Below are 14,032 nucleotides of genomic sequence, written 5' to 3'. Positions count from 1 at the left end.
TTCATGGGGGTTCTTCGGTTCACTCCAACCTACTGGGATAAATTCCAAAAACCTGTTTAAATTGTTTGCTAAAACTGGCAAGACTGGGGTAACCAAATTTGAATGCTGTCTCCTTTATGCTGCATTCCTTTTGATACTGAAGCTCATTTTTTGCTTGCTTCATTTTTTCAAGAATAAAATACCTATTTGGTGTAATGCCATATACTTCTTTGAAACTTCGTATGAGCTGATATTTAGACATACAACTTGCCTTTGCCAGGCTGTCCAGACTAAATTTTTCATGGATATTTGACATCAAGTAGTCCATGGTCAGGCTTACCCTTCTGTATATCTCCTTGCGGGTACTGAACTTTAATCTGTCTACTCTATTGATTTGGTCCTGGATTACTTTTTGGGAAACCAATAGATCATGGGCCAGTTCAAAGTAATACTCTGCTGGAATTATGATATCCGGATTTACCATGATTCGAGATCTTAGAAGCTCCAGCGCAGGAATGTTCCTATTCGACACATGATCATAAAAATTTATACTTTCTTCTGATTGGTCAAAGGGCTCATCCAATAAATAATCTGCACTTGTCATTAAATTTTGCTTACAATCTTTAATGATATGCTGAGTAAGGAAAACGGAGAATGCCTCACTGGATTCCGCTCTGTTTATGACATGCGATTTGTCATTCACAATGAGCATCTTGCCCGCCGTAACTTTTTTTTCATCACCGTTTACGATGTATTTTTCCGCTCCCCTGAACATAAATTTTATAGAAAAATTGGATTCGTATTCCACGGGAGTATATTCTGGTCGGGCTATCTTAGAATGATAAATTTCATTCCCATATTTGTATGGGAAATCATATATGTCATCTGTTATGCGGGTAATATGGTTTTTATAGGTTAACATGAATAGCTTTCAAGCTTATTTAAAAAGTCTCAATTCATCCCGGGTCAAGGTGCTGTTGGGTTCTTCTATGCCCGAGCTCTCCATCGTCGCAGTTACATTCAAATCTTCCACCCAACAGCGGTTCTTTCCGATAGGGTACATTAGAAAATCAGCAATTTTGGTTTTCAATACAAGCTGTCCACCCACCATTTCAATGTCAATATTTCGTGCAATATTGTTTCTGTACCTACCGACCCAATTTTGAAAATCAACTATATCAGAACTATTGGTATAGCTTTGGTTCCAAACCACATTTCTGGTTTCAATGTCATCTTGTTCTTTTGCCGTTTTGGCTTCAAGAATGCGGTTCATCAGTTCAAATTCTGCTCCATTGGGCACTTCAGGACCCAAATAGGTATTGGCCCGAAATACCATGACCATATCTAATTCGGGTGCAATCACTATGCTCTGTACTCCTGTACCATTAGCATAAAAAACCTGGGAACCATTCTCTAAATGCGTGGTCCACCATAGAAATCCATATCCTGCACCCTTCCACGGGGTCATTTTTTTTGTTGTACTTTGGGAAACCCATGACTCAGAAATCAATTGCTCATTTTTCCATTTTCCATTTCTTAGGTAAAGCAATCCAAACCTAGCCATATCCCTTGAGCTCATTTTAAAGAGATAGGCTGGTACGGGAATATTTTTTTCATAGAAATATTTGAAATCCAAGGTGGACCTAAAATCCTGCATACCGATTTTATCCGCTATCTTATTTTTAAAATCAGTAGCCATTGAACTTTGGGAAATATGGTCATAGAGCGCGCCCAACACATTGAAATCCCAATTATTGTAGTACCAAGTAGTACCCGGAAAATTGCTTTCTCTTTCAGGCTTATTTTTTGTCCAGACTTCGGGTTCGTAAGCCGCTGGCAAGTATATGCCGGATGATGAGGTCAATAAATCCCTTATGGTTGCTTTTTTTTCAAGTTCGGTCAAACCTTCGACCCCTTGAATCGAAAATCTATCTATCCTATCCTTAATACTCAGTCTTTTTTCTGCTACTGCCATTCCCAACAAGGCACTCAGAAAGCTTTTTCGTATGCTTGCTGATCTAAATCTTCTGGTATTGTCTCCCCAGTTAACCAAGATTTTTCCTTTATAAAGCACCAAAACTGCGGCGGCATTGATGGAATCGAAATGCTTTTTGGCAGCTGAAAGTTTTTCAACATTATAGCCCAACTGAAATGGATCTGTATATGCCTCCCAGTCCTCACCCGGAAAGTACAGGGACTCTTTTTTTGGCTCTTTGTTTTCTTGTGCTAGGGATGTTATGGCGGAAAAAACAGCCGTAATAATTATAAGAAAATTTGTACGTCGCATCTCTGTTGAATTTAAATGTTCAACTAGAAGACGATTTTCCGTGGTAGTTTGGTTACAATTTTTCTAGTGTTCCAATTTTTTTTGATCGAAATATTTCGTCATCAATACGAGAAAAATAACTGGAATACCATACCAGATAATTGAACTGTAATATGGGGTAATATCCATTGTAAACGAGTCCATAATCCAGATCAATGCACCAACCAATACCAATAAAGAAAGATAAAGGGCCACTTTGAATGTGGACACCCATAACTTTTCCACTTTCTCTTTTCGCCGTACCACTTTATCAACAATTTTTGTAGCAAAGCCTTTAGGTGGATGCGGAAAATCCATGTTTTGAAAGAATTTCTCATCCTTAATCAGGAGATTGTATTTTTCTTTGCACTGATCGCATCCCGATAAGTGATTCTCAATGGATTCTTTATTGTCAGCGGTTAACTCATTGTGAAAATAGTCCCAAAGATTTTCTTCTGATGGATGCATTTTAAAAATCATTTAAAAGGGTTTTAAGTTTATTTTTCAGCTTTTCCCTACCACGCATCAGTTTTATTTTCACGTTGCTTTTCGTAAGTCCCAAAGCATTGGAAATTTCTTCTGTTGTCATATTTTCCATGTAGAATAAAATAAATATGGAGGAATCTGGGTCTCCGAGTTCATGAATCAGATTAAGGATAAGTTCTCTTTTCTTGTCCTGATCCATTTTGTCTTCAATGGAAATGCTTTTATCTTGAATGTGATTTTTTTCATCAATACGATCTAAATAACGCTTTTTCTTACGTCTAGCATCAATGGAGGAATTGTAGGCCATGCGAATTACCCAAGCCCTAAATTTTTTGGGATCCTCCAATTTTTTCAGCTTTTCAAAAGCTTTCAAAAGAACATCTTGGGCCACTTCTTGGGCCAGAGGCTCATTCTTAAGGATTCCCACGCATATCCCAAAAACTGCTTTTTGATGCCTATCCACCAAATTATTGCATGCCATAGCGTCTCCATTTTTCAAAAAACGGATGATATCCCTAGCGTCTTGTTCATAGATTGACATTGTTTGAAAGACGTTTTTTTGTGAGCCGGTGGTTACAACTTTAAATGAATATATTAATTTGTAACCAGAGAGGTTCTTTCTACCGTCTTATAAAAAAAATATGATCATGAACGCTGTACTAATAGTTTTAGGGATCCTATGTATTGTTATACTTATAGTTTCAATTATTTACATAACTACCAACATAAGGCACAAAGAAAGAATCGCTTTACTCGAAGCAAACAAGGATCCTAAACTTTTTGAAGATCGGATAGGCAAACTTGCACCTTTAAAGTGGGGTTTCTTACTTATTGGAGCCGGTCTTGGTTTTTTTTCAGCCTTTATGCTGGACAATTTTGTTTTCAATGCAGTAAACGACACTGAGGCTATTTATCCTTCCATGGTATTTGTTTGTGGAGGATTGGGATTGGTACTGTTTTACAAATTCTTTGGTAAAGATTAACCAGTTCCTCAATGAGATTGTTATTTATGTGTAACCGCAAACAAAATGACTGTTTTTAATTGAGGTCATGGAAAAGCAATGTATGAATTGGTGGCCTAAAAAATACTAGTCGAGATGAAAATCGACATCAAGGCGAGCGAAACCAAGTTTCGTACTGCGAGCAGGAAGCATTTAGAAGTTAAAAAGTAGCCCCGGCAAGAATCGAACTTGCATCTAAAGTTTAGGAAACTTCTATTCTATCCATTGAACTACGGGGCCATTCCCAAAAATGGACTGCAAAAATAGTTTTTTTTAAAAACTTTATGCAACCGTGGGAATCAATTTAGGTTGTTTTCCACAATGAATTAAGATGTAATCAAACAATACGCTTTTTCTCCTCTTCTTTCAAAATCTTTTCCAGATAGGAACGAGACAAGGGTTTGTCCACATAACCAGAAATCAATTCGTTGGTCTTGGCAATAGTGCGATCTTTGGCATTGGTAAATGCAGAAAGTACATATACACTAGGTAGCTTGTGGCCTTTGAATAGATTTCGAAGATTCTCAAGAAAATCCCAACCGTTCATCCCGTCCATTACCAGGTCCAAGAAAATAATATCTGGAAGTTTATTGTTTTTTTCCACAGAACCAAAACAAGCTTGTATCCCTTCTTCTCCGCTGGAACAGGTAACAATATCAAAATCGCCATGGGATTGTTGTATGCAGTATCGAGTCGCAAACTGCGACACCAAATCATCGTCTATTATAAACGTGGTTAGCTTCATGTAGGGACAATTACGTAAGGTTTGGGACAGCCAAAGCTAGAGGCTTGCACCCAACAAACCATTCAAATTCGTTGTTTTGCCCAAATATCCCGTTCAATCAACCTTAATGGGGCAGTTTGTCCCTTAAAACACCATAGACAAATGCACCTAAAATGGCTCCAACAAGCACAATACTTATAGGCCAAAACCCTGCTCCCACCAAAACATAGATGGGTCCGGGACAGGCACCAGCCAGTGCCCAACCCAATCCAAACAAGGTTCCACCCAAAATATATCGGGTAAACGATTTTTCCTTGTCCAGAATATTGATTGTTTCTCCTGAAAACGATTTGATCTTGGACTTCTTTATCCAGAAGACCAAAGCTATCCCAACTGCCAATGCAGAGCCAATAATACCGTACATGTGAAAGGAATCAAACTGGAACATTTCATAGATCCTGAACCATGAAGCGGCTTCCGATTTGTAAAGTACAATCCCCAAAAAGGTTCCCAAGATAATGTAGGCTATATTCTTCATACCTTAAAAATTAAAGGGAACAATAGATGAACCATGATCAATCCGCCAATAAAAAACCCGATGACCGCGATTAAGGAAGGTCGCTGTAAATTACTCAACCCAGAAATGGCATGTCCAGAGGTGCATCCGCCAGCATAGCGCGTTCCGAAGCCCACCAAAAAACCGGCGATCAGAAGTATGATCCAAACTTTGGGTTCCGTAAGCGACTCCAAACTAAAAAGTTCTGTGGGCAAATAGGCTTTTCCCGCACTATCGAATCCCAAATCTTGCAATTTGACTACAGTTTTAGGTGAAATATTGACTGCGGGATTGGGCGACAACCAATGTGCTCCCAAAAACCCGCCAATGACAGAGCCTAGAACCACCAATAGGTTCCATCGTTTGGATTTTACATCGACTTTGAAGTAATCCGAAAACCTTCCTGCGCCTCCGATTGAACAAAAAGTCTCCAGGTTGGAGGACATTCCAAAACGTTTGCCCATTAAAATGAGCAGGGCCATGATCAGGGCAATGAGCGGGCCCGATACATACCAAGGCCAAGTTTGATAGAGCATATCTTCAATTTTCAACAAAATTGAAGAAAAAGCCCCAAATAAAAAACTCGGCCTTTAGTATGCGTTATTCGGAAACTCCGAACTTTTTAAGGATATCCTCCAACAAACACCATTTGGTCAATGATGATTGTAACAGGTTGGCCCCAACAAATGCGGTAAACCAAAGCCAATTTTGATTTACATAAATAGCAAGAATCAAACTTATCAAGATAAACGTTCCTGCAATTCCTCTAACTACTCTATTTCTCATTTCTTGATTTTTAAACGGTTCTTTCAATGGGTATTTCCACAGCCCTTATGGGGTTGGTGGTTTCACTCTCCTTGTTGAATTGTTTCAAGAGTTTGAACAATTCTGTCACTTTCTCCTCTTCTGTGAAGGAAAAGAACATATTGGATGCCGCCCCGCCTTTTTCGCTGGGAAACCAACTGCTGGTGTACATCAATGGTGCAGCACTTTTGTACCCATCAATATCAGATTCACTAAAACTTTCCACGCCTGCCTTTTTAAAAAGTTTAAAGACCTCGCTTTTATACTCTTCGACCGTGGTAACAATGATCATTTTCATCCTAGTTGTAATTTTTACGTTCAATCATATAATACACCAATGGTACCACCAATAGTGTCAAAATGGTGGACACTATGGTTCCTCCCATAAGTGAAATGGCCAATCCCTGAAAAATAGGGTCGAACAAGATCACAAAAGCCCCAATAACAACGGTTCCCGCCGTCAACAAAATGGGTGTGGTACGCACGGCACCGGCCTCTATCACGGCTTGCTTAAGGGGAACTCCCTCGTCCAACCTTAGGTTGACAAAGTCGATAAGCAAAACCGAGTTCCGAACCATAATACCTGCCAAGGCGATCATACCAATAAAGGAGGTTGCGGTAAAGAATGCCCCAAGCAACCAGTGTCCCAAAACAATTCCGATCAATGAAAGTGGTATGGCCACCATCATCACCACAGGGGCCTTAAAGTTCTGGAACCAACCCACGATGAGCATGTAAATAATCACGATCACGCCCATGAAGGCAATACCCAAATCACGGAACACCTCCAAGGTAATCTGCCATTCACCATCCCATTTTACGGTATAGTCATCTTCAAACTGGGGCTGCTCCATATAGAGTTCGTTGATGGCATAGCCTTGTGGTAGCTCCAATTGGTTCAATTTGTTCGTCATGCCCAAAATGGCATATACCGGGCTTTCCAGTTCGCCTGCCATATCGGACATCACATAGACCACTCTTTTTTGATTTTTTCTGTAGATGCTTTTCGCTTTGATATCTTCTTTCACAGAAACCAAATCTCCAACAGAAACCATGGTGCCTTGCTGTGATTTTACTTTAAGCTGTTTGATCTCATCGAGGGTGGATTTATTCTTTTCACTTATGGAGAGTACGATGCCAATCTGATCAAAAGCATCTTCACGATATATATGGGATACGGGCTGTTCACGGAAAGCCATGGCCATTGCCTGAACAATTTGTTGAGGGGTAACTCCATAAAGCATGGCTTTCTCCTTGTCCACCACAAAATCGTACTCCACCTGATCGTCCTCTACCATCCAATCCACATCCACAACATCGGTGGTATTGTTGAGGATGCCCTTTACCTTATCGGCCAAATCAATCTGCTTTTCGTAATCGGGTCCATAAATCTCAGCTACAATGGTTGACAATACAGGAGGCCCTGGTGGCACCTCAACAATTTTGATGTTGGCATTGTACTTTTTACCCAATTCTTGAATCTTGGGTCTAAGCAATTTGGCAATATCATGGCTTTGTTCGCTCCTATCATGTTTGTCTACTAGGTTGACCTGGATATCGGCCATATTGCTACCTCCACGAAGGTCGTAATGCCTTACCAAACCATTGAAGGTTATCGGCGCGGAGGTACCCACATAACTCTGATAGTTGACCACTTCAGGTCTAGTGGAGAGATATGCCCCTATTTCTTTGGTTACTGCAGATGTTCTTTCCAACGTAGTGCCTTCGGGAAGGTCGATAACCACTTGGAATTCGTTCTTATTATCAAAAGGCAGCATTTTTACGGCAACCGATTTGGTGAAGAACATACCAACAGAGGCAAATAACAATACCACTGTGATTCCCAAGAACAACCATCTTTTTTTACCGCTCTCGATTAATGGTTTTTCAAATTTCTCGTAAGCTTTGTAAATAAAGGTGTCCTGAATTTCAACCGCTTCTTTTTCCTTTTTCTTCTTTTTGTCTTTTTCTCTCAAAAAGATGTAGCCCAAATACGGAGTAATGGTCAATGCAACAAACAAGGACAACAACATCGCAATTGATGCTCCAATAGGCATTGGGGACATGTAAGGCCCCATCAAACCAGATACAAATGCCATCGGCAATACGGATGCGATTACCGTAAATGTCGCCAAAATGGTCGGGTTCCCTACCTCATTGATGGCGTAGATAGCAGCATCTTTGAAGGGTAATCGTTTCATTTTAAAATGACGGTGCATGTTCTCCGCAATAATGATGGAGTCATCCACCACAATACCTGTTACGAACACCAAAGCGAACAAGGTAATCCGGTTCAAAGTGTAATCCAGCATATAGTAGCTGAGCAAGGTCAATGCGAACGTGATGGGCACTGAAAGGAACACCACCAATCCGCCCCGCCATCCCATGGCCAACATCACCACAAAGGTTACGGCAATGATGGCACCCATCAAGTGCATCAATAGTTCAGATACTTTTTGTGAAGCAGTTTCACCATAGTTACGGGTTACCTCGACCTTAACTTCGTCTGGAATCAATGTGGTTTTTAAGTAATCTACTTTTTCCAACACCACATCGGCAATTTTCATCGCATCGGCCCCTTTACGTTTGGCAATGGAAATGGTTACCGCTGGGTATTCCGATTTGAAAGTTTCTGCCTTTTCGCTAGCTGCACCGAAACCAAGGGAAACATAGTTTTTGGGCAATTCCGGCCCATCCAAAACGGTGGCCACTTGCTTTAAATAGATGGGCTGACCTTGTTTCGTCCCAACGATGAGGTTTTCCAAGTCCTCTTTACTTTCCAAAAAGTTTCCTGTACTGATATGGAACTCCGTGTCATTGGAAAGGAAGTTGCCGGCATCCATCTGCTGGTTGTTGGCCTGAATCGTTTGGGCAACTGCCAACATATCAATACCGGATTCGGCCATTTTATCCTTGTCCACGACCACACGGAGTTGGGGACTACGCCCTCCTATCTTTTTGGTAATGGACACCCCGTTCACTTTTTCAATTTCGTTGATAAGCTCTCCAGAAATCTGCCTCAACTGGAAGTCATTGTACTCCTCGCTCCAAAGTGTCAAGGCCAGCATAGGTACATCATCAATGGCACGGGTTTTTACCAAGGGCATGGTCACTCCCGCTGGCATTTGATCCATGTGCTTATTGATCTCGTCGTACAAACGCACCAATGATCTTTCAATATCCTCTCCCACATAGAACTGTACAATGGCCATCCCCTGCTCTTGCATGGAAGTGGTGTACACATATTCTACACCTTTAATGTTCGATATAATTTTTTCAAGTGGTTTGGTAATCCTGGATTCCACCTCGGTTGGGCTCGCGCCTGGATATCCCACAAAAATATCCGCCATGGGCACATCTATCTGTGGCTCCTCTTCCCTAGGGATAAGGAAGGAACTGTACACTCCAATGACCATAAATACGATCATTAGGAGCACCGTTAGTTTGGAGCTGATAAACCCTTTGGCTATTTTTCCTGCAAGTCCGTTTTTCATCGCTACCTTTTTTGGGTTATTGAATGCTTACTTTGGCTCCGTTATAGAGCTTTCCTTCGGCCGATACGATGTATTGATCTCCTTTGGACAAGCCTGATAACACTTCAACTTCATCTCCAAAATTCTCGCCCAACCGCAACCAACGCAACAAGGCCACGTTATCCTGGCCCAAAGTATACACGCCGGTTAGTTGGCCCTTATGCACCAAGGCTTTGGACGGAACGGTAACAACTGTTTTACCATCGCTCTCGTTTTCCGCCTCGAGCCTAACGGTGGCATACATACCTGACAAAATTTTGGCGTCTGTTTTATCCAATACTACCTTCATCACATATTGTCCGCCTGTATTTTGTGCAGATGCACTCAACTCGGACACTTTTCCAGTAATCGTAGTATCCAATGCTTTTACCAAAATGTGGGCATTGGTTCCCACTTTAATGGCAGAAATGTTGTTCTCGGCCACTTTGGCCTCTACCTCAAATCCTCCTGGGGATTCAACGGACACCAACGGAACGCCAGGGTTGGCCATATCACCTTTATCGATGTAGGTATTGGTAACCACTCCGCTAAAGGGAGCCCTAATGTTGGCATAGGCAAACTGGGAGTTCACTTCATTCTTCATTTGATTTGCAGCTTCCAATCTGGCCTTGGCCATTTCGTAACGGGCGGTCATATCATCCAACTCCTTTTGTGAGGCGCTGTTTTCGTTGAAAAGGTTTTGAAATCTTTCATAGTCTTTCTTGGCATTGTTAAAAGCCACCTGTGCCTCGGTAATGGAGGCTTCCACTTGTGCTTTTTTGGCTCGTAGGTCCACGTTGTTGATGGAAATCAGCAAATCTCCCTTGTTTACTTTCTGACCTATTTTTACGGGAAGTGATTCCACGTGGCCCATTATTCTAGTACTCAAGGTGGCGCTGTTCACGGCCTTTATTTGACCACTTCCTGCCAAAATGGTAGAACTATCGCCCATGTCCACGTCGGCAACAGTTACTGGAACTGCTTCCGTGTTGTCCACAGTCTGTTTTTCGTCACTTCCACACCCTATTAGAAGGAATCCCAAGGAGGCGGTCAGTATGAAGCTTTTATATATCGTTGTGTTTTTCATCTTGCAATTATTCTTTGGTTAAAAATGTTAATAAGGATTGTGCTTGATTGTATTCAAAAATGGTCTGATAATAGGCCAATTGCTTTTCGGCATAGGTGGCTTCGGCCATTAATAGGTCGGTTGTTTTTTCCAAGCCCTCTTTGAACCTGTTGGTACGTATCCTCAATGATTCTTCGGATTGCTCCATAGCCAATTTTGAGGTTTGGAGCCTGCTTTCGGCATCTTCGACCATCCGCTTGGTGCGTTGAAGCTCCATAGTACTTTTGGCGACGTATTGTTCGTATTCTTGTTTCGCTTTTTCATAACTTGTTTTGCTCTTTCCTGCTTTGGCGAAGCGTTGGGATCCTTTAAAAACATCCCAGCTTAAACTTGCCCCGATAATGTATCCTTTGGCATCGGCCTGAAAAATTTGGTCATCGTACATTTCATAGCTGGCGAAGGCATTCAACTTTGGCAAGAAGGTCATGTTATCGGCCTTCATATTTGCCTTGTACGCTTCGGACACCAAATCCATGGCTTTTACATCTGCCCTATTTTCCAAAGTGACCTCAACGGTTTCACCAAGATTGTCGGGTACCAATTCCTCTGACGGTTCATAGACCACGTCTCCCTGTTCGTTCATTAAAAAAGCCAAATAATCGGATGCGTTCTTCACATTGCTCTTGGCCGTTTTCAATTGATTGGAAACCTCGGTGACCCGAACTTTTACTTCCAACAGATCCGCTTTTTGGAGCAGCCCTTGGTCGTAACTGTTCTGTGCCATGTTCAAATTGGCATTTGCGGCCTCAAAAGCTTTTTGCAGCACTGCCACAGCTCTGTGGGCCAATTGCAATTGCCCGTAGGCCTTTTGGGCTTCAAAATTCAGGTAGTCCCTGGTTCGCATCGCTTGGAGTTCCTTGGCCTCCATGGTAGTCTTGGCCGCTTTACGTTGGTAAAATCCGTCCAAATTGATCAAGGGTTGTTCCACCGATACTTTGGTGGCATAGTTCTGGATCTGGTCGGGGTCGTTCAACAGGGCAGGATTAAAATCCGCCTGGGTCAAAATCTCTTGGTTCAGTTTGGAACCAAAAGCCATTAATGGGTTTGTGGTTGCCATTCCCGTATGCGACACGGCAACTTGTGGCAAAAAAATGGAATTGGAGAACCTATAGTCATATTTCGCCATTTGGGCTTCCTGCTCGGAAACCTTTATGCTGGCATTGGACTCTTGCACCTTTGTCAATACCTCTTCCAGAGAAATATTGATAGGGTCTTGGGCTAACAACTGCCCCTGAGCCCACAATAGAATTGATAGTATTAATATCCGTTTCATCTACGTATGTAATTTGAAGCAAAAATAGATTTGGCAATACACCTGCACAGTAACCTTGGTTACCGAGAAAATTTCAAAGAAGAAATACCGTAATACAAAGACATCCTAACAAAGTTAAGTCCGCATTCAGCTGTGTAACAATGATGAAAGTCAGTGTTTAAGTAATCGTGGGTTTTGAGAACGAAAAATGAAGGCAGCCAGCTTAGGAGTACATATAATGGTTACCGCCAAAAAGGAAGTTAATTCATATCAGGGCAATATCCATGTTTGGATTTCACCATAACAAACGAAATGGATTTAACATAAAAACAAATCATCCTATGCTAAATCCATTTCTTCTTAAATATGTGTGTGGTTAGTTTATTTTTTTCCGCTGTTCATCAAGGCCAGAACGGCCACTACAAGAACAACGACCACAAGGACAAATACGCCTATCATCCAGATGCCGTTCTCCCATGATACCAATGGAATATGTGTAAGTGCTTTCACAATGTATTGGTTTTAATTTGAGTCAAATTTAATGGGCCGCACTTCATGAAAATATGATATTCCTCAGGAAAGCTGTTTTTACCATTCTGGTTTTTGGGTGTTTAAGATAAAAAAAGCCGCTCTGAAGAGCGGCTTTATCCATCAACCAACTAAAAAACCCTAATCTTTGACCTTACAGGTACTTACTCCAAAAAGGGTGTACAAAGGACAAAAACTAATAAAGCTTGTCAACAAAAATATTATTGCCAGCGTCAACAGCACATATGCCAGTGTTCCGGTAATCATATTAAAATAATACAGTGCCCCAACACCAAGTGCCAGGATAATCCGAATTATGCGGTCTGCCCCGCCCATGTTTTTTTTCATGATTGTGAGTTTATATGTTCTTCCAATTGAACCCGTGAAGCGACCAAAGTGATGCGGAGGAAACAGGTAAAAACCAATTTCTGCCATTTTGTGAACTTCACCCCTAAAGCTACATTATACTAGCAAGCCTTTTGGTAACTTGGGTTACATAGCATTAGTTATTTTTACGATACATTTAATCCTTTATTTTATGGACAGAAGGGAATTTACTTTTGGAATGTCTTTGGCAACCATGGCCAGCATCTTGGGCGTGGACATTGTTTATGGTGGCCTAATGCCAAAAGGGTATCAACCTCTAGGGTTTCAAGACCCTGACCCATTTAAACTATTCAACAAAGACAGGGAAATGGTTGTGCTCAACGACAAACCTTGGAATATGGAAGCCCAAGCCCATTTGTTGAATGACAAAATCACGCCAAATAAATTCATGTTCATTCGGAATAACGGTCGAATTCCCGAGGATATCGATGCTTCAACATGGACGTTGACCTTGGATGGCGAATCCATCAAAACCAAGAAAACCTATTCACTGGCCGATCTCAAAAGCAAATTCCAGCATCATACCTATCAATTGACCTTGGAATGTGGTGGAAATGGACGAAGTGAATTCAATCCACCTGCAAAGGGCAACCAATGGACCGTGGGTGCGGTTTCCTGCGCCGAATGGACTGGGGTGCGGCTTCGTGATGTTCTTGAAGACGCTGGTATCAATGCTGATGCCATATATATTGGATATCATGCCGCCGACACCCATTTGAGTGGCGACCCCAACAAAGAGCCCATCTCCAGGGGAGTTCCCATGGACAAAGCACTGCAGGACGAAACCTTATTGGCCTTTGCCATGAATGGTGCGGCTATTCCATTGGCCCATGGCTATCCATTACGGTTGGTTTGTGGGGGATGGCCCGCTTCCACTTCTGGAAAATGGATCAATCGGATCAGTGTCCGGAACAAGGTGCATGATGGTGAAAAAATGGGCGGTACTTCGTACCGTGTTCCTTGTGAAACGGTAGCGCCGGGCAGCGAAGTTCCAGAATCCAACATGTGCATCATAGAATCCATGCCGGTGAAATCCTTGATTACCTATCCCAAAAGTGGAGCGTTGATCAAAGCAGGACAAAAATTGAACATCAACGGGCATGCGTGGGCCGGTGAGTTGGAGGTCTCAAAAATGGAATATTCCATCGATTTTGGCAGCACATGGCACAACTGCTCCCTTGAAAAACCTACAAATCGATTGGCTTGGCAACATTTTAAGGCTACGGTTTCCTTTCCAAAAAAAGGATATTATGAGGTTTGGGCAAGAGCCACTGACTCCAACAGAAAAAGTCAACCTATGGTATTGCCCGGCTGGAACCCTAAAGGCTATCTCAACAATGCTTGTCACCGAATCGCTGTGAAAATTGTGTAG

At 41.8% G+C, this 14,032-nt stretch carries 16 protein-coding genes and 1 tRNA gene; 2 read left to right on the top strand and 15 right to left on the bottom strand.

What is annotated here, in order from left to right; genetic code table 11:
- Positions 1-19: 19 nt before the first annotated feature.
- The 4 genes from FG28_RS08105 to FG28_RS08090 form a co-directional block, all read right to left on the bottom strand.
- Entirely contained in the window at positions 20-901 is an 882-nt protein-coding gene (locus tag FG28_RS08105; protein ID WP_036381740.1) for an AraC family transcriptional regulator, read from the bottom strand.
- Positions 902-916: 15 nt separating this feature from the next.
- The gene (locus tag FG28_RS20065) at positions 917-2,266 is read right to left on the bottom strand and encodes a serine hydrolase (RefSeq protein WP_051947225.1); all 1,350 of its coding nucleotides are present in this window, start codon (positions 2,264-2,266) and stop codon (positions 917-919) included.
- A 63-nt stretch (positions 2,267-2,329) separates the two neighbouring features.
- Positions 2,330-2,764: an anti-sigma factor gene (locus tag FG28_RS08095; protein WP_036381738.1), complete on the bottom strand. Its 435-nt coding sequence runs from the start codon at positions 2,762-2,764 to the stop codon at positions 2,330-2,332.
- Positions 2,754-3,311: an RNA polymerase sigma factor gene (locus FG28_RS08090; protein ID WP_036381736.1), complete on the bottom strand. Its 558-nt coding sequence runs from the start codon at positions 3,309-3,311 to the stop codon at positions 2,754-2,756. The genes FG28_RS08095 and FG28_RS08090 overlap by 11 nt, the downstream gene beginning before the upstream one ends.
- Positions 3,312-3,417: 106 nt before the next feature.
- Between FG28_RS08090 and FG28_RS08085 the strand changes: the two genes are divergently transcribed.
- Positions 3,418-3,753 carry a DUF6249 domain-containing protein gene (locus FG28_RS08085; protein ID WP_156102231.1) on the top strand — a complete coding sequence of 112 codons (336 nt, stop codon included), beginning with the start codon at positions 3,418-3,420 and terminating at the stop codon, positions 3,751-3,753.
- Between the two features lie 186 nt (positions 3,754-3,939).
- On the opposite strand, the gene FG28_RS08080 is transcribed toward FG28_RS08085, so the two are convergent.
- From FG28_RS08080 to FG28_RS08035, 11 genes are all read right to left on the bottom strand, one after another.
- Positions 3,940-4,011 (bottom strand) — tRNA-Arg (locus FG28_RS08080).
- A gap of 97 nt (positions 4,012-4,108) precedes the next feature.
- Positions 4,109-4,516, bottom strand: coding sequence for a response regulator (locus FG28_RS08075; RefSeq protein ID WP_036381730.1), 408 nt, complete (start codon positions 4,514-4,516; stop codon positions 4,109-4,111).
- A gap of 103 nt (positions 4,517-4,619) precedes the next feature.
- Complete coding sequence (locus FG28_RS08070) at positions 4,620-5,033, bottom strand: YeeE/YedE family protein (RefSeq protein WP_036381727.1); 414 nt, start codon at positions 5,031-5,033, stop codon at positions 4,620-4,622.
- Positions 5,030-5,587 carry a YeeE/YedE family protein gene (locus tag FG28_RS08065; protein ID WP_036386310.1) on the bottom strand — a complete coding sequence of 186 codons (558 nt, stop codon included), beginning with the start codon at positions 5,585-5,587 and terminating at the stop codon, positions 5,030-5,032. The genes FG28_RS08070 and FG28_RS08065 overlap by 4 nt, the downstream gene beginning before the upstream one ends.
- Before the next feature lie 64 nt (positions 5,588-5,651).
- Positions 5,652-5,837 (bottom strand): DUF2892 domain-containing protein, encoded by a 186-nt coding sequence (locus tag FG28_RS08060; RefSeq protein WP_036381725.1) that lies wholly within the window; start codon positions 5,835-5,837, stop codon positions 5,652-5,654.
- Positions 5,838-5,847: 10 nt separating this feature from the next.
- Entirely contained in the window at positions 5,848-6,153 is a 306-nt protein-coding gene (locus FG28_RS08055; protein WP_036381722.1) for a hypothetical protein, read from the bottom strand.
- A gap of 1 nt (position 6,154) precedes the next feature.
- The gene (locus FG28_RS08050) at positions 6,155-9,349 is read right to left on the bottom strand and encodes an efflux RND transporter permease subunit (RefSeq protein ID WP_036381719.1); all 3,195 of its coding nucleotides are present in this window, start codon (positions 9,347-9,349) and stop codon (positions 6,155-6,157) included.
- Positions 9,350-9,365: 16 nt separating this feature from the next.
- The gene (locus FG28_RS08045; protein WP_036381716.1) at positions 9,366-10,454 is read right to left on the bottom strand and encodes an efflux RND transporter periplasmic adaptor subunit; all 1,089 of its coding nucleotides are present in this window, start codon (positions 10,452-10,454) and stop codon (positions 9,366-9,368) included.
- 7 nt (positions 10,455-10,461) lie between these two features.
- Complete coding sequence (locus FG28_RS08040; protein WP_036381713.1) at positions 10,462-11,766, bottom strand: TolC family protein; 1,305 nt, start codon at positions 11,764-11,766, stop codon at positions 10,462-10,464.
- Between the two features lie 360 nt (positions 11,767-12,126).
- On the bottom strand, positions 12,127-12,255 hold the full coding sequence (locus FG28_RS21045) for a hypothetical protein (RefSeq protein WP_262491873.1): 129 nt from the start codon (positions 12,253-12,255) through the stop codon (positions 12,127-12,129).
- Positions 12,256-12,414: 159 nt separating this feature from the next.
- Complete coding sequence (locus tag FG28_RS08035; RefSeq protein ID WP_036386308.1) at positions 12,415-12,621, bottom strand: DUF2892 domain-containing protein; 207 nt, start codon at positions 12,619-12,621, stop codon at positions 12,415-12,417.
- Positions 12,622-12,811: 190 nt separating this feature from the next.
- Between FG28_RS08035 and FG28_RS08030 the strand changes: the two genes are divergently transcribed.
- Positions 12,812-14,032 (top strand): sulfite oxidase, encoded by a 1,221-nt coding sequence (locus FG28_RS08030; RefSeq protein ID WP_036381710.1) that lies wholly within the window; start codon positions 12,812-12,814, stop codon positions 14,030-14,032.

Source organism: Muricauda sp. MAR_2010_75, assembly GCF_000745185.1.
Taxonomy (GTDB): Bacteria; Bacteroidota; Bacteroidia; order Flavobacteriales; family Flavobacteriaceae; genus Flagellimonas.
This window is presented reverse-complemented; position numbering and strand designations above follow the sequence as displayed.

Excerpts from the sequence above, each read along its gene's own strand:
- FG28_RS08105 (WP_036381740.1), bottom strand. The coding sequence starts at position 901 with ATGTTAACCTATAAAAACCATATTACCCGCATAACAGATGACATATAT.
- FG28_RS20065 (WP_051947225.1), bottom strand. The coding sequence starts at position 2,266 with ATGCGACGTACAAATTTTCTTATAATTATTACGGCTGTTTTTTCCGCC.
- FG28_RS08095 (WP_036381738.1), bottom strand. The coding sequence starts at position 2,764 with ATGATTTTTAAAATGCATCCATCAGAAGAAAATCTTTGGGACTATTTT.
- FG28_RS08090 (WP_036381736.1), bottom strand. The coding sequence starts at position 3,311 with ATGTCAATCTATGAACAAGACGCTAGGGATATCATCCGTTTTTTGAAA.
- FG28_RS08085 (WP_156102231.1), top strand. The coding sequence starts at position 3,418 with ATGAACGCTGTACTAATAGTTTTAGGGATCCTATGTATTGTTATACTT.
- FG28_RS08075 (WP_036381730.1), bottom strand. The coding sequence starts at position 4,516 with ATGAAGCTAACCACGTTTATAATAGACGATGATTTGGTGTCGCAGTTT.
- FG28_RS08070 (WP_036381727.1), bottom strand. The coding sequence starts at position 5,033 with ATGAAGAATATAGCCTACATTATCTTGGGAACCTTTTTGGGGATTGTA.
- FG28_RS08065 (WP_036386310.1), bottom strand. The coding sequence starts at position 5,587 with ATGCTCTATCAAACTTGGCCTTGGTATGTATCGGGCCCGCTCATTGCC.
- FG28_RS08060 (WP_036381725.1), bottom strand. The coding sequence starts at position 5,837 with ATGAGAAATAGAGTAGTTAGAGGAATTGCAGGAACGTTTATCTTGATA.
- FG28_RS08055 (WP_036381722.1), bottom strand. The coding sequence starts at position 6,153 with ATGAAAATGATCATTGTTACCACGGTCGAAGAGTATAAAAGCGAGGTC.
- FG28_RS08050 (WP_036381719.1), bottom strand. The coding sequence starts at position 9,349 with ATGAAAAACGGACTTGCAGGAAAAATAGCCAAAGGGTTTATCAGCTCC.
- FG28_RS08045 (WP_036381716.1), bottom strand. The coding sequence starts at position 10,454 with ATGAAAAACACAACGATATATAAAAGCTTCATACTGACCGCCTCCTTG.
- FG28_RS08040 (WP_036381713.1), bottom strand. The coding sequence starts at position 11,766 with ATGAAACGGATATTAATACTATCAATTCTATTGTGGGCTCAGGGGCAG.
- FG28_RS08035 (WP_036386308.1), bottom strand. The coding sequence starts at position 12,621 with ATGAAAAAAAACATGGGCGGGGCAGACCGCATAATTCGGATTATCCTG.
- FG28_RS08030 (WP_036381710.1), top strand. The coding sequence starts at position 12,812 with ATGGACAGAAGGGAATTTACTTTTGGAATGTCTTTGGCAACCATGGCC.